Below are 18,124 nucleotides of genomic sequence, written 5' to 3' on the forward strand. Positions count from 1 at the left end.
CCGGTCGGAGCTCTCGGTGGTATTCCGAAGCTGGGGGTCATACGGATTGGCCCGGGCGCGATCTTCTGCGGACCGGGTCCGGACGCTCACGCTCCGCCGGTGTACCGGGCCAGTTCCCAGGGGTCGTGGGCGCTGAAGACGTCGACCTCGTCGCCGTGCAGGCGGACCAGTTCCCGCAGCCGGGCGTGGTTGGCCAGCCGCAGCGGCCGGTCGACCTCGGCGAGCTCCTGGAGAAGGTCGAGGCCCGGGTGGCCCACGGGGTGGTCGGGGTCGATCTCGCGGTGGAAGTAGTAGGCGTCGCCGCAGTGCAGGAGCCAGCGCCCGCCGTCCTCGACCGCGACGGCGCTGTGCCCCCGGGTGTGGCCGCCGAGCGGGACGAGCAGGATCTCCGCGTCCAGGCCCTCCAGGGGGCGCACGGCGTCGAAGCCGAACCAGGGGTCCCCCGCCGGCTGCGCGTAGGTGATCCAGTGCGGCCGGTGCGACCACTGGAAGGGGCGGTAGCGGACGCGGTCCTCCGGGTGCGCGCCGGGCGCGGCCATCGCGGCGCGGTGTTCGGCCTCGCTCAGATGGACCTTGGCCCAGGGGAAGTCGGGGAGGCCGCCCGCGTGGTCGACGTCGAGATGGCTGAGCACGATGTGCCGGACGTCCTCGGGCGCGAAGCCGAGGGCGCGGACCCGGTGGAGCGCGGTCTCGGCCGGGTCGAGGGCGGGCTGGGCGCGGCCGAGGAACGCGGCGCCGAGGCTGTCCTCCGGGCGGGCCACGTCGGCGGTGCCGATGCCGCTGTCGACGAGGACGAGTCCGTCGCGGTCGGTCTCGACCAGGAGGCAGTGGCACACGGCGGGCAGGCTCGCCTCCTCGGTGTCGATCGTCCGCAGGGAGCCGCAGTTCAGGTGGTGGGTCTTCACAGGATGAGTCCCTTCGAGGCGCGCATGGGTGGCGCCGGTGCCGCAGGACGTGCGCGGGCGGGGGCCGGCGGTGCGGTGCGTGGGCACGGGTGAAGTGCGCGGGCGGGTGCGGTAGGTGGGCGGATGCGGGCCGGTGGCGCGGGCGGGCATGAGGGTCCGCCGCACAGCAGCAGCCTTCGCTCAGCAGCCCCCTTTAGATAACGAACGTTCGTGAGCTATTAGCGAACGGTCGTTAGGTTAAGCTGGCCGCATGAGCCCGCGCAAGTCCGTCGCCGAAACCGCCGCCACCCGCGACCGGATCATCGACAGCGCCCTGGCACTGGCCTCGGCCGAGGGCCTCGAAGGCCTCACCATCGGGCGGCTGGCCACCGACCTGGCCATGAGCAAGGCCGGTGTGATCGGCCACTTCGGCAGCAAGGAGGCGCTCCAGCTCGCCGTTCTGGACGCGGCCGTGCGGCGGTTCACCCTGCGGGTGCCCGCGCGGGCGGTCGGGGCGCGGCCCGGCACGGAGCGGCTGGCCCGCACCTACGACGAGTGGATCGCGTACATGGCCGAGCGCGAGGGGCACGGCGGCTGCTTCCTGACCTCGGTGGCGACCGAGTTCGACGGCCGCCCGGGCCCGGTCCGCGACGCGGTCCTGGCCGCGCTGGGCACCTGGACGGCGTACGTCAAGGACGAACTCGGCACGGCGGTCGCGACCGGCGGACTGCCGGCCGGGACGGACGTCGACCAGCTCGCCTTCGAGCTGGGCGGGGTGGTCCTCGCGGCCGGTCAGTCGATCAAGCTGCACCACGACCCGCAGGCACCGGAACGGGCCCGCCGTGCCGTCGCCCGGCTGCTCGGGGCTCCCTGAGGATCAGGCCCGGGGCGCGCCCGAGGCCGGGCGAAGTCGTCGGTCGGGAGCGTCAGTTGACGTCCCGGTCGCGCCCTTCCCAGTACGGCCGGCGCAGCTTGTACTTCTGGAGCTTGCCGGTGGCCGTACGGGCCAGCTCGCCCCGGAACTCGACCGTGGTGGGCGCCTTGTACCCGGCGAGACGCTCCTTGCAGTACGCGATCAGCTCGCTCTCGCTCGCCTCCGCGCCCGGGGCGAGGACCACCAGGGCCTTGACGGTCTCGCCCCACTTCTCGTGCGGTACGCCGATGACCGCGACCTCGGCGACCGCCGGGTGCCCGAAGAGCGTGTCCTCCACCTCGATCGAGGACACGTTCTCACCGCCGGTGATGATCACGTCCTTCTTGCGGTCACTGATCGTCAGATAGCCGTCCTCGCCGATGGATCCGCCGTCCCCGGTGTGGAACCAGCCGTCGGCGAGGGCCCGTTCGGTCTCGGCGGGCTGCTGCCAGTACCCCTCGAGGACGACGTTGGAGCGCGCGAGGATCTCCCCGTCGGGCGCGGTGCGCAGGCTCACCCCGAGCGCGGGGGCGCCGGCGCGCACCAGTTTCTCGGCCCGCGCCTGCGGGTCGAGGCCGTCCCATTCGGCACGGGTGCGGTTGACGGTGAGCAGGGGCGAGGTCTCGGTCAGACCGTAGATCTGGATGAACTCCCAGCCCAGGAGGGACTCGACCCGGGCGACGGTCTTCGTGGGCGGCGGCGCTCCGGCGACGATGATCCGGACCCGGTCGCGGCCGGGGATCTCGCCGTCGTAGGACTCGGCGGCCGCAAGTACCGCGTTGACGACGGCCGGAGCCGCGCACATCACCGTCACCCCGTGCTCGGCGACCCGGCGCAGGATCTCCGCCCCGTCGACCTTGCGCAGCGCGATCTGCCGGACGCCGAGGCCCGCCATCGCGAAGGGCATGCCCCAGCCGTTCGCGTGGAACATCGGCAGGGTGTGCAGATAGACGTCGCGATCGGTGACCCCGGCGTGCAGGGCGAAGGTCGTGGCGTTGACCCAGATGTTGCGGTGTGTGATCTGCACGCCCTTGGGCCGGGCCGTCGTGCCGCTGGTGTAGTTGATGGTGGCGGTCGCGTTCTCGTCCGGCTCCCAGGGGCCGGGCTCGGTGCCGAAGCGGTACAGCTCGGCGTCCGCGGCGGCACCCAGTGTGAACCGGTGCTTGCAGGCGACGCCGGCGAAGCGGTCGGCCAGTTCGGGGTCGACGAGCAGGACACTGGCACCCGAGTGCTCGACGATGTAGCCCACCTCCTCGGCGGTGAGCCGGAAGTTGACCGGCACGAGGACGCGGCCGTGGCCGCTGACGCCGAAGAACGAGGTGAGCATCCGCGCGCTGTTGGGAGAGACGACCGCGACGCGCGCGCCGAGCGGGACGTCCAGGGCGTCGAGCCCGGCGGCCTGGGCTCTGGCCAGTTCACCGACGCGCCGGTAGGTCAGATCCTCCCAGGGCTCGGCCGGCTGGTCGGGTTCGTCGACGACGCCGAGGCGGTCGCCGTACACGGTGACGGCGCGGTCCAGGAAATCAAGGGCTCCGAAGGGGACGAGCATCACGGCCTCCCGACGATCGGACGATGTCCCCTTTCTATCGTGGCCCCGCCCGCGCGCGTCGGGGCAACACCCGATCGGTCACCGGCCGTGATGTCCGGATCCATGTGCGTGTCCTCGCCTCCTTGGCCCGCGCCCGCCCGGCACGTCACGATCGTGCGATGGACAGCCGACCGATGTTCGACTTTCCCCGGCCGCTGCGGATCGAGGGGCTGGGGCTGCATCTGCGCGAATGGTCCGACGACGACGTCGCGGATCTCGTCGCGCTCTACGACGATCCCGAGATCGACCGGTGGACGCCGGTCGTCTCGCCCTTCGACACCGAGGCCGCGCTCGCCTACCTGGCGGCGGCCGAGCAGAACAGCACCGAGCTGCGGGCCGTACAGCTGGCCATCACCACGGACGGGGCACTGCCCCGCGGGGAGATCCTGCTGTTCCCGGGGACGGCCGACGACCGGGACGTCGAGCTCGCCTACGGCGTCGGGGCCGCCTATCGGGGCCGGGGCCTGGCGACCCGTGCCGTCCGGCTGGCCGTGGACTTCGCCCGCCGCCGTGTCGGTGGCCGGCGCGTCGTCCTCTGCATCGAGGACGGGAACACCGCGAGCGAGGCGGTCGCACGGGCCACGGGGTTCGTCCTGACGGACGACGACCCCGTGGTCCGCACGGCGAAGGGACGGGAGGTCGTCCTGCGGACGTGGAACCACCACGGGGTGGACGGCCCGCGGGGCGGATGACCGCCGGGTGACCACCCTGGAGCGCGGGCACCCGCCGCGGGCCTCGCCCTGGAACGGATTGGGACCGGGCCCCCGGCGCGAGGCCGGGGCCCAGGCCGGAGCGGCGGGTCAGGTTTCGGCGGGCGACGACTCCGGGGCCGGCGCCGTCAGGTACTCCTCCGCGATCTCCTTCGGACCGAAGGGCCACACCTTCTCCAGCCGGGCCCAGACGACGAAGGCGACCAGGCCGAGGGCGAGCCAGGCCAGGGACCACTCGATGGGGTGGCGGCCCGGCGCGTTCTTGTCCGCGTAGCCGTAGATGGTGAGCCAGCCGGCGAGCGCGAGGAAGCTCGGAAGGGGGTAGAGCCACATCCGGTACGGACGGCGCAGCCCCGGCTGGCGTCGGCGCAGCACCGACAGGGCGACGACCTGGGCCAGCGCCTGGACGATGACCATGACCGTGGTCAGCAGCTGGATGAGGGTGGCGAGGTCGGTGTGGCGGCCGATCAGGAACCCGATCGCCGTGATGACCCCCATGGTGGCCAGACCCAGCGCCGGGAAGCGGTGCCTGGGGTGCAGCCGGGCGTAGGGGCGGAAGAACACGCGCTCGCGGGCCGCGTCGTAGGGCACCCGCGAGCCGCCGAGCAGCCCGGTGAAGACCGAGGCGAACGCGGTGACCAGGATCAGGACGGTGACCGTGTCGGCGGCCCCTCTGCCCCAGGTCTCCTCCAGGACGGCCGAGGCCACCGAGGTGGAGGCGACGTCGCCGGGGTCGGTCATCCGCTTCCAGTCGATGACGCCGAGCGTGCCGATCTGCAGCAGCAGGTAGATCGCCATGATGCCGAGGATCGAGAAGATGATGGAGCGGGGCAGATTGCGGCCCGGGTCCTTGATCTCGGCGCCCATGTACGCGGTGGTGTTGTAGCCCAGGTAGTCGTAGATGCCGATGGTCAGGCCCGCGGCGAAGCCGACCCAGAAGTGGCTGGTGGACAGCGCGAACGCGTGCGCCGGATAGGTGAAGGCGCGGGCCGCGCTGAAGTCGGTGGCGGCGGCCACGATCACCAGCAGGACCGAGGTGATCATCACGGCCCACATGACGGCGGTGATCCGCGCGATGTGCTCGATCCCGCGCCACAGCAGGAGAACCACGAGGACGACCATGCCGAGTCCGACGAGGTCGCCGGTGGTGCGGCCCATGTCCGGGGCCAGATAGCCGAGGTACTGGACGAAGCCCACCACGCCCGTGGACATGATCAGCGGGATGAAGAGCATCGCCGTCCAGACGAACAGGAAGGGCATCAGACGCCCGGTGCGGTACTGGAAGGCCTGGCGCAGATAGACGTAACTGCCGCCCGAACCGGGCATCGCGGCGCCGAGTTCGGCCCACACGAGCCCGTCGGCGAGCGCCAGCAGCGCGCCCGCGACGAAGCCGATGACGGCCTGGGGTCCGCCGAACGAGGCGACCATGAGCGGGATCGTCACGAACGGCCCGATGCCGCACATCTGGCTCATGTTGATGGCGGTGGCCTGGAACGGGCCGACGCGGCGGACGAAGCCGTCGGGGGGTGGCGGGGTACCGGACACGGATCCTCCTGAGGACGAGACGCGCGCTGCAGTACGAGGTGACGGCCGTCCGGGGGCGGCCGCCGGATCCGGGGCGGCGGGCGGAGCCGGCTCGTGCCCGGTCTCCCCTCGGCTCGCCCCGCGAGGCCGACTGGGCGATAAAGTTAAGGAGCCTTACTAAGCGCGTCAAGAGGGTCTCCCGCATGAGCGAGAATGGTGCGATGCCCGTCGGCGATGTCGCAGAGCAGCCCGAACAGCCGTGGAACCGAAGCCGGTTGCGCAGCAGCAACGAACGGCTGCTGCTTGGCCGGCTGCGCTCCGGCGGCCCCGCCTCGCGCGCCCAGCTCGCCCGCGACACCGGTCTCTCCAAGCCCACGGTCTCCAGCGCGCTCGCCGCGCTCGAGGAGGCGGGGCTGGTCCACGAGGTCGGCACACAGGCGCCCGAGCGCGGCCGGGTCGCCGTCCTCTACGCCCCCGACCCCGCCGCCGGGTACGCGCTGGGCGTCGACATAGGGCGCGGCTGGCTCCGCGTCGCCGTGGCCGATCTCGACGGCGCCGTCGTCGCCCGCGCCGACGTGCGCAACCGCGCCCGCACCTCCGGGGCCATGGCCGACCTCGTGGTGTCCACCGCCCGTCAGGTCGTCGCCGACTCCGGCGTCGGGGCGCACGAGGTGGCGCACGCGGTGGTGGGCACCCCGGGCGTGTACGACGAGGAGCGGCGCCGGGTGCGGTACGCGATGCACCTGCCCGGATGGGGCCGCGCGGGCCTGTTCGACCGGATGCGCGAGGAGCTGGGCATCCCGCTGGAGGTGCACAACGACGCCAACCTCGCGGCCCTGGGCGAGTACACGTACGGGGTCGGCGCGGGCAGCCGGCTGTTCGCGTACATCATGATCGGCACCGGTCTCGGCATGGGTGTGGTCAGCGAGGGCCGGCTGTTCACGGGGGCGCACGGCGGGGCCGGCGAGATCGGCTTCCTCCCCTGGCCGGGCCGGCCGGGGCCCGGGACCCTGGAGGACGCGGTGTCCGGGGAGGCGGTGGTCGAGGCGGCCCGGCACTTCGGCATGACCGGGCAGCTGACCGCGAAGGCCGTCTTCGACGCGGCCCGCGAGGGGCGGGAACCGGCGGTCGAGGCGGTCCGGCTGGAGGGCGAGCGGATCGCGTACACGGTGGCGGCGGCCACGGCGGTGCTCGATCCCGACCTGGTCGTGCTGGGCGGCGGGGTCGGACACAGCGTCGACCTGCTGCTGCGGCCCGTGCGCGAGACCCTGCGTACCCTGACTCCGCTCCGGCCGAGGATCGTGCCCGGCCGGCTGGGCGAGGACGCGGTCCTGCTCGGCGCGGTGGCAACGGCCCTGGGGACCGCGCGCGAGGTGGTGTTCGAGCGCAGGTCGGGGTCCTGAACCGACGGAACGACGACCGGTTCCGGGCTCCCGGGCCCGTCGCCCCGGCCACGGCGACGGCGACGACCGCGACGGCGCGAGGGGCGGACCCGTGCGGGCCCGCCCCTCGTCCGGCTCCGGCTCAGCTCACGTTGAGCGCGGTGTCGTCGATGACGAACGACGTCTGGAGCGTGGAGCCCTCGACGCCGGTGAACTTGATCGTGACCGTCTGGCCCGCGTAGGTGGAACCGAGGCTGAACGAGCGCTGCGTGTACCCGGACGCGGCGTTCAGGTTCGAGTACGTGGCCGGCGTCGCGAGCACGGTGCCGCTGCTGTTGAGCACCTGCACCTTCAGGGTGTCGTACGCCGTGGTCGTGGTCGTCTCGGCCGTGTCCACGTGGAGATAGAAGCTGAGGGTGGCCGAGCAGCCGGAGGGGATGGCCACGGCCTGGGAGAGCGTGTCCGTGTTGGCCGAGCCGTAGCCGTTCAGCCAGGCCTTGTACGAACCGGTGCGGGCCGCCTCGCTGGAGCTGCTGGTGATGACCCCGCTGGTGGCGGTCCAGGACGTGGCACCGGACTCGAAGCCCTGGTTCGCGAGGAGCTGCGCGGCCGTGCAGGTTCCGGTGCCACCGCCGCCGCCGCCGCTGCTCGTACCCGCGAGCCAGTCGGTGGCGTTGAGGGCGAGCGCCGCGTTGGTGGCCCCGGTGTCGTTCCAGCCGTCGTACAGGGTGTTGCCGGACTGGCCGGTGCCGTCGTCGATCGGTGAACTGTCGCCCCAGAAGGCGACCTTGCCGCTTCCGAAGGTGCTGGTCACGAAGAAGGCCCCGGTGTTCCCGGAGTAACCGGTGCGGTAGACCAGGCCCTTGACGGCCGAGTTGTCCGCGGGCTTGAGCGTGGCCGTGGTGCCGTCGGCGATCAGGCTCTTGGTCACGGTGCCGAACGAGCCGTGCAGGACCGCGTTGGTGCTGTCGCTGATCGCGGCCGGGTAGTCGGAGTTCACGTCCAGCGAGTCGATGGAGAACCCGAACGGGTCGGTGCTGTCGACGCTGTTGTTCGTCATCAGGTCGTTGAGGACCTCGACCGCGTCGTAGCCGTCGTTGTTGCGGTCGGCGCCGGTGTGGTCGGAGACCATGAAGAGTCCGCCGCCGTTCTTGACGAACGTCATGATGGCGGTCTTCTCGGCGGTGGTGAACAGCGTGTTCGGCTCGGGCAGGACCAGCTCGTCGAAGTTCGAGAGGTCGGTCGCCGCGCTGCCGCCGTAGGTGAGGCTGGAGCCCGAAGGCAGGGTCTTGAGGCTGTAGTTGCCGGTCTTCTGCAGGGCCACGCCCCACGAGGACAGGGCGCCCGTCCAGGACGTCTCCGAGGTCGGGCTGGAGTTCTGGCCGAGCGGGTCGGGCTGGCTGGTGGAGATGATCCAGTCGGCGTTGCCCGCGGTCTCGGCGTGACCGTTGTCGAACAGCACCCGGTGGGTCGTGGCCGCGTGGGCGGGAACGGTGGCGGCCGCTTGGAGGGCGACGCCCGTGACGAGCAGTCCGAACACGCCCAGGGCCGTGGTGAGTCTGTGGGGGGACTTTCTGAATCCGAGCATCCGGCGGAACCTCCGTGAGAGGGGGGAGAGGCGGTGCGGGAGCCAAGTCTGCGCGCGTAGAACGAGAGACGACCGTCCTCCGCCCGACAGATCATTGAACGGTACATGACCACCTGGGGGCTGCCCAGGGATCGGCCGGAACTCACAGGAAGCGCGGGCGCGGGCCCGCGGAGGGGGTCGGCGAGGGCCGGTTCGGATGCCCGCGCAGAAGACCGTCCCCCGCCGAGGCGGCTGCCCTTGCCCGAGCGGACTGGCTTCACCCCGAGAGGGCAGATACATAGGGCGGGGGACCGACCAGGAGGGGCTGAGATGGAGATCTCGGGCGTCATCAGTGCCATCGTCATCGGCATCGTCATCGGTGTACTGGGCCGGCTCGCCGTGCCCGGGCGCCAGCGCATCGGCATCCTGTGGACGATCGTGGTCGGCATCGTGGCCGCGTTCATCGGCTCGGGCGTCGCCGCGGCGTTCGGCGTCGCCGACACGAAGGGCGTCGACTGGATCGAGTGGCTGATCCAGATCGGCCTGGCCGCGATAGGAGTTGCGGCGCTGGACCGGGCGCGGGGGCGCCACTGAGCGCGCGGGCCGGCTGAGCGCGGCAACGACTGGGCTCGGGGACGACCGGGCGCCGGGGACGGCCGGGCGGGGCGCGGGCCGAATACGTTGCGGCACGTCGGCGGGTGGAGCGCCGGCCCGATTGCGTCGCGACACGTCGGCGGGCGGGGCACGGGCCCAATTGCGGTTGCGGCACCTCGACGGGCGGGGTGCGGGTCGAATTGCGTTGCGGCGCCTCGGCGGGCGCGGCTACGGTCCCGGGGTTCGCCCACCCGGGCACCCGCGCTCGCCCCACGCCACGGAGACCCCTTGTCACCTCGCATCACGCCGCTGACCGATCCCGACTCCTCCCCGTCGAGCCGGCGTCTTGTCTGGCTGGCCTCCGGCGCCGAAGGGGTCCCGGTGGGCTCGGCGTTCCTCCGGCTGTCCGGCCGGAAGGGGCAGGACCACCGTGCCGAACTGGAGATCGCGGTGCACCCGGACGAGCGGCGCACCGGAGTGGGCGGCGCCCTCCTGGACGCCGCCCTGACCGCCGCGCGGGGCGAGGGACGCCGCTCGCTCGTCGCCCGCGTCACGGCCGGCTCACCCGGCGAACCGTTCCTCACGGCGTACGATTTCCGTCCGGTCCTGGCGTTGACGTTCGCCCGCCTGCCACTGCCGGAGCTGGACCTCGATGCGGTGACCCGGATCGTCGAACGCCCGCACCCCGGATACGAGTTGAGGTGCTGGGACGGCGTCGTCCCGGCCGAGCTGGCGCACACCTTCACCGACTCCCGCCGAGGCATGGACGACATGCCCATGGAGGACAGCGACTTCGGCTTCGAGGCCTGGGACGTGAAGCGGACCGTGGCCGTGGCCCGGGCCGTCCTGGACCGGGGCGACGCGCTGCACACCGTCGCCGCGATGGACCGTTCGGACGGCTCGATCGTCGGATTCTCGGAACTCGTCGTCCCCGGGGACGGGCGGGGTGACGCCCAGCACTACGGAACAGGCGTCCTGCCCGAGCACCGCGGCCACGGCCTCGGACTGTGGATGAAGGCGGAGTCGATCCGCGGGGCCCGGCTGCGGTACCCGGAACTCGCCGGTCTGCTGACCGACACGGCCGACAGCAACGCGTACATGATCGCCGTCAACGACCGGCTCGGCTACCGGCCCACCCATCGGGAGCTGGAGTACCGGCTGGACCTCTGAGGGCGGGGCGGTACGGCGACGGACCGAGGACCACCGGAGGTGACACCGCCGGCTCCCCCGCCGGCGGCGCCCGGTTCAGCCCTCGTACTCGTACGGGGTGGTCGTGGTGAGCGGCTGGAAGCCCAGGCGGGTGAGGATCGGGCGGCTCTGGCTCGAGGCGTCGACCTGGACGTAGCGGTAGCCGCGCTCGGCGGCCACCCGGGCGCGGTGGGCGACCAGGGCTCGGTAGATGCCCCGGCCCCGCCAGGCCTCGACGGTGCCGCCGCCCCACAGCCCGGCGAACCGGGCGCCCGGCAGGAGTTCCATGCGCGCCGCGCTGACCGGGACGTCGCCGACGAGGGCCACGACCGCCACGACCGTGTTCGGGTCGCCGGTGAGCTGGGCGAGCAGCTGGTGGCGAAGGCGCGTGCTGTCACCGCCGAAGGCCTGCTCGTGGACGTCGGCGACAAGGGCGACGCCCGCGCGGTCGGTGACCGGCAGCAGCCGTACGCCTTCGGGCGGCTGCACGTGGAGGTCCAGGACGCTCAGTTCGGCCACCATCACCGTCTCCTCGGGGCGGGCGGTGAAGCCCGCGGCCCGCAGCCGCTGCCCGAGGTCCTGGGGCTTGTCGTGGCCGTAGAGCTTCCACTCGAAGCCGCCGCCGAGCCCGGAGAAGAACCGCACCTGTTCGGCGATGGCCGCGTCCGCGCCCGCCGCGTCCAGTCCGGACCAGAGCACCCCGTTCCAGCCCTTGTCGGCGCCGACCTGGCGCACCACCTTGCCGACGCGCTCGACGCGCGCGCCGGGCGCGTCCGGCCGGGCACCCTCCCGCATGTCCCGGTCGAACAGCGCCAGTACCGCTGCATGATCCATGGGCTCACTCCAGCACCCCGGGACGAACGGGGCAACGGGAATATGTGTCCGCACCGGTCGGGAACGGCGTTTCGGAGCCCCGCTCCCCCGCCCGGCCGCCGACACGAGGACGTCCGGGCGGGCCCGTTCGCAGGCCCCGCCCGGACGCCGGTCACTCCGGCCCCGGTCAGCCGGTGGCGGTCAGCTCCTGCCGCGGCGCGGGGCTCGGGGGCGTCGTCCGGACGCCGCGCAGGCCGGTCAGGCTGACGAACACCAGGGAGAAGACGCCCGCGAGGGCGAAGGCGGTGAAGCCGGCGGTGGTCGAGCCGTCGGCGAGCAGCTGTCCGCCGAGCCAGGGGCCGAAGACGGCGCCGAAGCGTCCCATGCCGGAGGTCCAGCCGACGGCGGTGGCGCGGTTGTCGTCGTCGGAGCGGTGGGCCACCGTCGCGTAGATCATCGCCTGGGCGCTGAAGAGGAACAGGCCGGTCAGGAAGACGACGGTGTAGGTGAGGGGCAGCGGCATCTTGACGCTGAGGGAGTAGATGCCGACCGCGGTGGCGCCGAACCAGACCGCCGAGACGACCGAGCCGCCGAACCGGTCGGTAAGGCGTCCGCCGATCAGCATGCCGACGATGCCGCCGAGGTTGATGACGATCACGAAGCCGATCGAGGAACCGAGGTTGTAGCCGTTGGCCCTCATGAGCGAGGGCAGCCACTGCGAGACGCCGTAGACGAGGAGGAGGCCGCCGAAGGAGGCGATCCAGAAGAGCAGGGTCTGGGCCCACCGGCCGCCGCGGAACAGGGCGGTGAGCGCGCCGAAGCGGTCGGCGACGGCCTGGCGCTCCTCGGCACGGGCGGCCAGGTCGACGCCGTAGCGCTCGGCGAGCGCGCGGGCCTCGTCGTCGCGGCCCTTGGCCTGGAGGAAGGCCATGGACTCGGGCAGGTAGGCGGCCGCGAGGGGGACGCCGATGAACAGCGGTATCACGCAGATCCAGAAGGAGACCCGCCAGTCGCCCGTCCCGAGGGCGACGAATCCGGCGACGATGCCGCCGGCCTGGTGCGCGGTCATGAGGGAGCCCACGATCAGGGCGCGGCGGCCGCGCGGCGCGTACTCGGTGACCATGGTGATCGCGCTCGGCAGCAGGCCGCCGAGGCCGAGGCCGGCCAGGAAGCGCCCGAGGCTGAAGACGTCCAGGCTCCCGGCGGCGGCGCAGAGCGCGGAGGCCAGCGAGAACACGGCGGTCGAGACGATGATCGTCTTCTTGCGGCCGACCCAGTCGCTGACGGTGCCGGAGCACAGGGCGCCGATCAGCATGCCGAAGGTGGCGTACGAGCCGACGTCGCCGGCCTTGCCGGGGTCGATGCCGAGCGCCTTCGTCTCCAGCATGTGCGGCAGCACGGACCCGTAGATGAACATGTCGAGGCCGTCGAAGAGGACGACGAGCCAGCAGAGGCCGACGACCAGTGCGGCCAGTCTGCCGGCGCCGCGAGCGGGCAGGGCGAGGGAGGAGGACATCGTTGTTTCCTCTCGTCCAGAGGTGGGGGCCCTGGAAGCGGTTCGGGGGTGCGGGCCGACGCGGCTCGTGCGGCCGGCCCGATGGTGCGACAGACGCTAAGGAGTGAACTCCTGAGGTGTCAACGTTTTTGTCAACAATCCTGGAGGCAATCGGGCCACCCAGTACGACGGTCGCACGCATGGCTGAGAAGCAGGTGAGAACGCACGCGGGCGGCACACGACCGGTGCCGCCCACGTGCGAGGGGTGGCCGAAAAGGGCTGCTCGGCCTCGCCTTCGGCCGGGCGCCTGGGAGGGTGGTCAGGCGATGGGGGGTGTGCCGTGGGTGTGGAAGGACTCGATGGTCTTCAAGCCCCAGGCCTGGCCCTTCTTCCGCTCCTCCTCGGTCCAGGTGATCACCGGCCAGTCGGGGGCCAGGACGAGCCGGGTCAGCGGGTTGCACAACTCGACGCGGTTGCCGCCGGGTTCGTAGACGTACAGGAAGAACGTCTGCTGGATGGCGTGCTTGTGCGGGCCGGTCTCGATGAACACACCGGTGTCGAGGGCGAGATCGGCGGCGCGCAGGATGTCCTCGCGGGTGTCCGTGGCGAACGCGACGTGGTGCAGGCGCCCGTTCGAACCCGTCCAGTCCTCCGTGTAGACGACGTCGTACGACTTGTTGCTGAAGGTCAGCCACTGGGCGGCGATCCGGCCGCTGTCCAGCCGGATCTGCTCGGTCGGGCGGGCTCCGAGCGCGTCGCGGACGAAGTCCCCGTTCGCGGCGACGTCGGAAGCCAGGTAGTTGACGTGGTCCAGGCGCCGCACCCCGACCCCGTGGCCCGGTTTGGCCTGGGGCTGGTTCTTCAGTCCGGGCCTCAGGTGCTCCGGCGCCCGGTACCACTCGCTCTCCCAGTACAGGGCGAGTTCGTGGCCGTCGGGGTCGGTGGTGACGAAGAGCGGGCCGATGCCGGGCTCGTCGTCCACCCAGCGGCCCTCCCGCCCGGAGCTCTCGATCGCCTGGACCCGGCGCCTCAGGGCCTCCTCGCCGGAGGCGCGCAGGGCGGTGCGGCGGATGCCCGAGGTGGTGTGGGCGGTGAGCGTCAGACTGTGGTGTTCGTAGTCGTCCCAGGTCCGCAGGTAGACGGAGTCGCCGGAACGGCCGTTCTCGGTCAGACCCAGGTACTCGGTGAAGAACCGGACGCTGGCGTCCAGGTCGGGGGTGAGCAGTTCGACGTGCCCGAGGTGGGCGATGTCGCCAAGGGGCGGGGCCATGGGGCCTCCTCAGGGGTGGTGTGCGGCTCCGGCCGGCCGGGGGAAGACCGTGCCGTCGAAGATCTTGCGTGCGGTGCGGACGACGGCGGTGCGCCGGGCCACGGGAGGGTCGCCCCCGAGGCCGTGGTCGACGCCCGCCTCGATGTCGAGGAATCCGGTGGAGTGTTCGATACGCAGCCGGTCGCCGTGTCCGGGCAGGAGCGCCACGGCGTGTCCGACGCCGCCCTCCACGCGCAGTCCCGCGGCGACGCTCGCGGCGCCGAGGACGCCGATGGAGGTGTGGCAGCGCACCGGTATGAAGGTGCGAGTCGTGACGGCCCCGCCGTCGCGGGGCGGGGCGAGCAGGGTCAGCTTGGGCACGGTGGCGCTCTCGACGTCCCCGAGACCCATCAGCTTGCCCGCCTCCAGGCGGATCGCACGGAGGCGGTCGGCCAGCGCCAAGTCCTCCTCCAGGTCCCCGGGGTCCTCGTACCCGGTGACGCCCAGCGAGTCCGCGGCGATCAGGACGGTCGGCATGCCGTTGTCCACGCAGGTCACGGGGATGTCGGCGACGAGGTCCCGGGCATGACCGGTGGGCAGCAGCGGAGCGCTCCCCGGCGGGAACTCGATCACGACGGGCGCCGCGGTCCCCGGCACTCCGGAGATCTCGGCGTCCCCCTCGTAGACGACCCGTCCGCCCTCGGTGGGGAAGGTCGCGGTCGCGAGGTCACCCGAGTTGACCATGCGGATGCGGACCGAGGTACGGCCCTCCCCCGGCTCGACGAGTCCGCGTTCGACGGCGAACGGGCCGACCCCGGCGAGGATGTTGCCGCAGTTCTGACGGTCGGACACCTCCGCCTTTTCGACCCCGACCTGAAGGAAGAGGTAGTCGACGTCGGCCGCGGGGTCGGTCGAGGCCGAGACCACGGCCACCTTGCTGGTCAGCGGGTGCGCGCCGCCGAGGCCGTCGATCTGACGCGGGTCGGGGCTGCCCATCACCCGCAGCAGCAGCGCGTCCCTTTCCGCGGCTTCGGCGGGCAGGTCCCCGGCGAGGAAGTACGCGCCCTTGGAGGTGCCGCCGCGCAGGAGCATGCAACGGATTCCCTCCGGGCCGCCGTTCACGTCCCCGCTCCGTCCCGGACGTAGTCGTCGTAGGACGTGTAGGTGACGCCCAGACGCACCAGGGTCTCGCGCAACCCGTAGCGGTCCAGGCCGAGTTCGCCGTCGAGGAAGGCGGCGCGGGCCAGCGCCTCCTTGCGTTCGCGGGCCGCGGAGGCCTCGGCGACCGCGCGGGCGCTCTCGCGGGGCACACACACCACGCCGTCGTCGTCGGCCAGGATCACGTCGCCTGGCCGGACGATCTGGCCGCCGACGGCCACGGGCACGTTCACGGAGCCGCCGGTCGCCTTCACGGTGCCCTGCGGGCTGACGGCGGCGGACCAGGCGGCGAAGCCCATCTCACGCAGTTCGGCGGTGTCCCGGATCCCGGCGTTGATGACCAGGCCGCGAACGCCGCGCCGGTGGAGCGCGGTGGCGAACAGCTCGCCGAACATGCCGTCGGTGGAGGGCGAGGTGGTGGTGACGACCAGGACGTCGCCCTCGCCGCACTGCTCCACGGCGGCGTGGATCATGAGGTTGTCGCCGGGCCAGGAGAGCACGGTCACGGCGGTGCCCGCGACCCGTACGCCCTGCTGGATCGGGCGCAGCCCGGTGCCGAGGAGGCCGGTGCGGCCCATCGCCTCGTGGACGGTGGCGGTGCCGTACGCGGCGATCGCCTCGACGTCCTTCGCGTCCGCCTTCGGCGGGCCGGTGACGATCACGCCGCTCATGCGAGCTCCTTGGCGATCTGCGGGTAGGGACGCATGAAGGCCTCGGCCATGGTCCGGTGGGCCAGGCCCAGATTGGGGCCGGCGTTGCGCTTGAGCTGGACACCACGGCGCACGGCCAGGTCGGTGTAGTAGTCCCACAGGTGCTGCTGGGCGCCGAGGCATTCCATCGCCGCGCGCTTGGTCTCCCACACCTCGGTGATGTCGAGGAGGACTTCGGGCCGGAAGCCGCTCATCTCGGGCTGGTGGGGCTCGAAGTAGAAGACGGGCGGGGCGCCGATGATCTCGCCCTCCCCCGGGTAGCCGATGGCCTGGGCGAGGACCCTGGCCTCCAGGGCCATGCGGTTGGCGGCGGGGTGGTCGCCGTTGTACGGGTCCTCGGTGGGGTGGGTGAGCACGACGTCCGGCTGGGTCTCGCGGTAGACCGTCACCAACCGGTCGGTGAGCTCGGCGGTGGCGGTGAGCGGGTAGTCGCCGGCGTCGAAGAAGCGGACGGCGGCACCGAGGGCGGCGGCGGCCCGCTCGGCCTCCTCGCGGCGTATCGCCTTGATCTCGTCGAGCTTCTTGCCCTCGCGCCAGGCCTTCGCGGACTCGCCGCGCTCGCCGAAGGTGAGGCACGCGATCGTGACCTTCTCGCCCCGGGAGGCGGCCAGGGCGACGGCTCCCCCGGCCCGCCACACGAAGTCTCCGGCGTGCGCGGTGACGACCAGCGTCGACCTGGACGGACTGCCCCCGGACGGGGCCGGGGGTTCGGGGGCGGCGGGCGCGTAGCCGTGCGTCATGGCAGCAATCTCCTTGGTGGACAGGTGAGCGCCCTCCCCGGCTGCCGGCCGTGCCGCGCGTCGCCGCGCGGCACGTCAGTCGCGCAGCGCTTCGATCACGCTGCCGAGGTGGGCGCGGACGGCCGCTTCGGCCGCCTGCGGGTCCCTGGCCCCGATCGCCTCGATCATGGCCAGGTGTTCACTCAGGGACTGCTGCGCACGGCCGGGCCGCAGCGCCAACTGGAACCGGTGGCGCACCAGTTGGGCGTTGAGCCGCTCCAGGAGTTCGACGGCCGTCCGCTGGCCGGAGAACTCCCTGATCCGGGCGTGCACTTCGTGGTTCAGCTCGGAGTAGGTGACCGGTTCGCCGTCGGCGACCGCCTTGACCATCGCGGCGCCGAGGCCGGCCAGCTCGGCGAGCTGGTCGTCGGTCGCCAGGACGGCCGCCTTGGCGGCGCAGAGTCCTTCGAGGGCCATGCGGCACTCGGTGATGGCGACCGCTTCCTCCACGGTCACCACCCGGACGCGCGATCCGCGGTTGCGGATCCGTTCGACCAGTCCCTCCGATTCCAGCTCGATCAGCGCCGCCCGTGCGCTGGCCCGGGTGACACCGAACTGCTCGGCGAGTTCGTTCTCCACCAGCCGCTGGGCCGGTGCCATCTCTCCGCGCAGAATCGCCTGCCGCAGCTGCACCAACGCGTGCTGCTTGGCCTGCTCGCCGGTGCCTGGACGGGCTTCCTTCTGCATTGCGCCCTCCCTGAGTGAGTGCCTGTCGAACGTAAATCTAGACCAACAAGATTGTCAACAATTTTGTTCGGCATGTTGCCGACCATGGCGTCGGCGGAACCCGCGGGTCCGCTGCCGCGCAGGCCGGACGGCGTTCCCCCCGGCCGCCGCACACGGCTTGTGGCGCGGCCGGGAGGGCCCCACCATGAAGCTCGTCCGTCACCCCCGGACCGCGCCGGGGCCGGGCACGGACGCGCTCCGACACGGCACGGCACCGCACTGGACTGCACTGCACTGCACTGCACTGCACTGCACTGCAAGGCTCGCACCCGCACCCGCACCCGCACCCGCACCCGCACCCGCACAGCGAACGTCACCTCGTCCTCGACCGAAGGGACTCACCGCATGCGTGCCTCGCTCCGCACCGGGGCGGCGGGATTCGCCGCCCTGTGCCTGGCCCTCGTCGCCGCCCCCGCCCACGCGACTCCCCCGGACCCCGGGGTCAGCGGCAGGATCCTGTGGCAGACCACCGTCGACGGCACCGACTACACCCTGCGCGAGATCACCGTCCCGCCGGGCCAGTCGACCGGCTGGCACTACCACGACGGCCCGCTGTACGGGTACGTCGAGCAGGGCACGCTCAGCCACTTCGACTCGACGTGCGCCCAGGACGGCCGCTACCGCGCAGGCGACTCCCTCACCGAGCCGGCCGGTCCCGGCAACGTCCACATCGGACGCAATCTCGGGAAGCGGCCACTGGTCCTCGACGTCCTGTACGTCCTGCCGCACGGCGCCCCCTTCTCGGAGGACGCCCCGAACCCCGGCTGCGACTTCCAGTAAGCCGCCCGGCGCATAACCGCCGTACCGGACCCGGCAGCAGGACGGCCCGGTGCCGCGGCGGACG

The 18,124-nt window shown here is 72.3% G+C and carries 17 protein-coding genes; 6 read left to right on the top strand and 11 right to left on the bottom strand.

From position 1 onward, the window contains the following. Positions 1-86: 86 nt before the first annotated feature. Positions 87-905 (bottom strand): MBL fold metallo-hydrolase, encoded by an 819-nt coding sequence (locus tag IO36_RS02870; RefSeq protein WP_037615677.1) that lies wholly within the window; start codon positions 903-905, stop codon positions 87-89. 250 nt (positions 906-1,155) lie between these two features. Between IO36_RS02870 and IO36_RS02875 the strand changes: the two genes are divergently transcribed. Then, positions 1,156-1,758 carry a TetR/AcrR family transcriptional regulator gene (locus IO36_RS02875; protein ID WP_037615680.1) on the top strand — a complete coding sequence of 201 codons (603 nt, stop codon included), beginning with the start codon at positions 1,156-1,158 and terminating at the stop codon, positions 1,756-1,758. A gap of 52 nt (positions 1,759-1,810) precedes the next feature. Here the strand turns inward: IO36_RS02875 and IO36_RS02880 are convergent, their stop codons facing one another. Further along, entirely contained in the window at positions 1,811-3,346 is a 1,536-nt protein-coding gene (locus IO36_RS02880) for an AMP-binding protein (protein ID WP_037615681.1), read from the bottom strand. Positions 3,347-3,504: 158 nt separating this feature from the next. Here IO36_RS02880 and IO36_RS02885 point away from each other — a divergent pair, with 158 nt between their 5' ends. Continuing rightward, positions 3,505-4,077 (top strand): GNAT family N-acetyltransferase, encoded by a 573-nt coding sequence (locus tag IO36_RS02885; RefSeq protein ID WP_037615683.1) that lies wholly within the window; start codon positions 3,505-3,507, stop codon positions 4,075-4,077. Between the two features lie 108 nt (positions 4,078-4,185). On the opposite strand, the gene IO36_RS02890 is transcribed toward IO36_RS02885, so the two are convergent. Next, a complete protein-coding gene (locus IO36_RS02890; RefSeq protein WP_078942969.1) occupies positions 4,186-5,640 on the bottom strand; it encodes an APC family permease in 1,455 nt (484 codons plus the stop codon). A 182-nt stretch (positions 5,641-5,822) separates the two neighbouring features. Here IO36_RS02890 and IO36_RS02895 point away from each other — a divergent pair, with 182 nt between their 5' ends. Further along, positions 5,823-7,022 (top strand): ROK family transcriptional regulator, encoded by a 1,200-nt coding sequence (locus tag IO36_RS02895; RefSeq protein WP_245173101.1) that lies wholly within the window; start codon positions 5,823-5,825, stop codon positions 7,020-7,022. 121 nt (positions 7,023-7,143) lie between these two features. Here IO36_RS02895 and IO36_RS02900 read toward each other — a convergent pair whose 3' ends face one another. After that, positions 7,144-8,589 carry a hypothetical protein gene (locus tag IO36_RS02900; protein WP_037615684.1) on the bottom strand — a complete coding sequence of 482 codons (1,446 nt, stop codon included), beginning with the start codon at positions 8,587-8,589 and terminating at the stop codon, positions 7,144-7,146. 309 nt (positions 8,590-8,898) lie between these two features. Between IO36_RS02900 and IO36_RS02905 the strand changes: the two genes are divergently transcribed. After that, positions 8,899-9,162, top strand: a complete 264-nt coding sequence (locus IO36_RS02905; protein ID WP_037615694.1) for a GlsB/YeaQ/YmgE family stress response membrane protein — start codon at positions 8,899-8,901, stop codon at positions 9,160-9,162. Between the two features lie 288 nt (positions 9,163-9,450). Beyond that, positions 9,451-10,332 carry a GNAT family N-acetyltransferase gene (locus IO36_RS02910; protein ID WP_037615697.1) on the top strand — a complete coding sequence of 294 codons (882 nt, stop codon included), beginning with the start codon at positions 9,451-9,453 and terminating at the stop codon, positions 10,330-10,332. A gap of 75 nt (positions 10,333-10,407) precedes the next feature. Here IO36_RS02910 and IO36_RS02915 read toward each other — a convergent pair whose 3' ends face one another. From IO36_RS02915 to IO36_RS02945, 7 genes are all read right to left on the bottom strand, one after another. Further along, positions 10,408-11,184, bottom strand: coding sequence for a GNAT family N-acetyltransferase (locus tag IO36_RS02915; RefSeq protein ID WP_037615700.1), 777 nt, complete (start codon positions 11,182-11,184; stop codon positions 10,408-10,410). A gap of 166 nt (positions 11,185-11,350) precedes the next feature. Beyond that, a complete protein-coding gene (locus IO36_RS02920) occupies positions 11,351-12,679 on the bottom strand; it encodes an MFS transporter (protein WP_037615702.1) in 1,329 nt (442 codons plus the stop codon). Positions 12,680-12,977: 298 nt separating this feature from the next. Further along, complete coding sequence (locus IO36_RS02925; protein WP_037615705.1) at positions 12,978-13,928, bottom strand: catechol 2,3-dioxygenase; 951 nt, start codon at positions 13,926-13,928, stop codon at positions 12,978-12,980. 9 nt (positions 13,929-13,937) lie between these two features. Further along, positions 13,938-14,999, bottom strand: coding sequence for a 4-oxalomesaconate tautomerase (locus IO36_RS02930; protein ID WP_037615708.1), 1,062 nt, complete (start codon positions 14,997-14,999; stop codon positions 13,938-13,940). A 26-nt stretch (positions 15,000-15,025) separates the two neighbouring features. Next, entirely contained in the window at positions 15,026-15,736 is a 711-nt protein-coding gene (locus IO36_RS02935; protein ID WP_037615711.1) for a 4-carboxy-4-hydroxy-2-oxoadipate aldolase/oxaloacetate decarboxylase, read from the bottom strand. Then, positions 15,733-16,515: a PIG-L deacetylase family protein gene (locus IO36_RS02940; RefSeq protein WP_037615714.1), complete on the bottom strand. Its 783-nt coding sequence runs from the start codon at positions 16,513-16,515 to the stop codon at positions 15,733-15,735. The genes IO36_RS02935 and IO36_RS02940 overlap by 4 nt, the downstream gene beginning before the upstream one ends. A 75-nt stretch (positions 16,516-16,590) precedes the next feature. Next, a complete protein-coding gene (locus tag IO36_RS02945) occupies positions 16,591-17,241 on the bottom strand; it encodes a GntR family transcriptional regulator (protein ID WP_037615717.1) in 651 nt (216 codons plus the stop codon). A gap of 384 nt (positions 17,242-17,625) precedes the next feature. On the opposite strand from IO36_RS02945, the gene IO36_RS02950 reads away from it, so the two are divergent. After that, positions 17,626-18,060: a cupin domain-containing protein gene (locus IO36_RS02950; RefSeq protein ID WP_037615719.1), complete on the top strand. Its 435-nt coding sequence runs from the start codon at positions 17,626-17,628 to the stop codon at positions 18,058-18,060. Positions 18,061-18,124: the final 64 nt, after the last annotated feature.

Source organism: Streptomyces aureus, from assembly GCF_000725495.1.
Classification (GTDB): Bacteria; Actinomycetota; Actinomycetes; order Streptomycetales; family Streptomycetaceae; genus Streptomyces; species Streptomyces aureus_B.

What these genes read in the sequence shown, in the direction of transcription:
- IO36_RS02900 (WP_037615684.1), bottom strand. Translation starts at nt 8,589, where the DNA reads ATGCTCGGATTCAGAAAGTCCCCCCACAGACTCACCACGGCCCTGGGC.
- IO36_RS02880 (WP_037615681.1), bottom strand. Translation starts at nt 3,346, where the DNA reads ATGCTCGTCCCCTTCGGAGCCCTTGATTTCCTGGACCGCGCCGTCACC.
- IO36_RS02945 (WP_037615717.1), bottom strand. Translation starts at nt 17,241, where the DNA reads ATGCAGAAGGAAGCCCGTCCAGGCACCGGCGAGCAGGCCAAGCAGCAC.
- IO36_RS02895 (WP_245173101.1), top strand. Translation starts at nt 5,823, where the DNA reads ATGAGCGAGAATGGTGCGATGCCCGTCGGCGATGTCGCAGAGCAGCCC.
- IO36_RS02950 (WP_037615719.1), top strand. Translation starts at nt 17,626, where the DNA reads ATGCGTGCCTCGCTCCGCACCGGGGCGGCGGGATTCGCCGCCCTGTGC.
- IO36_RS02940 (WP_037615714.1), bottom strand. Translation starts at nt 16,515, where the DNA reads ATGACGCACGGCTACGCGCCCGCCGCCCCCGAACCCCCGGCCCCGTCC.
- IO36_RS02935 (WP_037615711.1), bottom strand. Translation starts at nt 15,736, where the DNA reads ATGAGCGGCGTGATCGTCACCGGCCCGCCGAAGGCGGACGCGAAGGAC.
- IO36_RS02875 (WP_037615680.1), top strand. Translation starts at nt 1,156, where the DNA reads ATGAGCCCGCGCAAGTCCGTCGCCGAAACCGCCGCCACCCGCGACCGG.
- IO36_RS02920 (WP_037615702.1), bottom strand. Translation starts at nt 12,679, where the DNA reads ATGTCCTCCTCCCTCGCCCTGCCCGCTCGCGGCGCCGGCAGACTGGCC.
- IO36_RS02925 (WP_037615705.1), bottom strand. Translation starts at nt 13,928, where the DNA reads ATGGCCCCGCCCCTTGGCGACATCGCCCACCTCGGGCACGTCGAACTG.
- IO36_RS02885 (WP_037615683.1), top strand. Translation starts at nt 3,505, where the DNA reads ATGGACAGCCGACCGATGTTCGACTTTCCCCGGCCGCTGCGGATCGAG.
- IO36_RS02915 (WP_037615700.1), bottom strand. Translation starts at nt 11,184, where the DNA reads ATGGATCATGCAGCGGTACTGGCGCTGTTCGACCGGGACATGCGGGAG.
- IO36_RS02905 (WP_037615694.1), top strand. Translation starts at nt 8,899, where the DNA reads ATGGAGATCTCGGGCGTCATCAGTGCCATCGTCATCGGCATCGTCATC.
- IO36_RS02930 (WP_037615708.1), bottom strand. Translation starts at nt 14,999, where the DNA reads ATGCTCCTGCGCGGCGGCACCTCCAAGGGCGCGTACTTCCTCGCCGGG.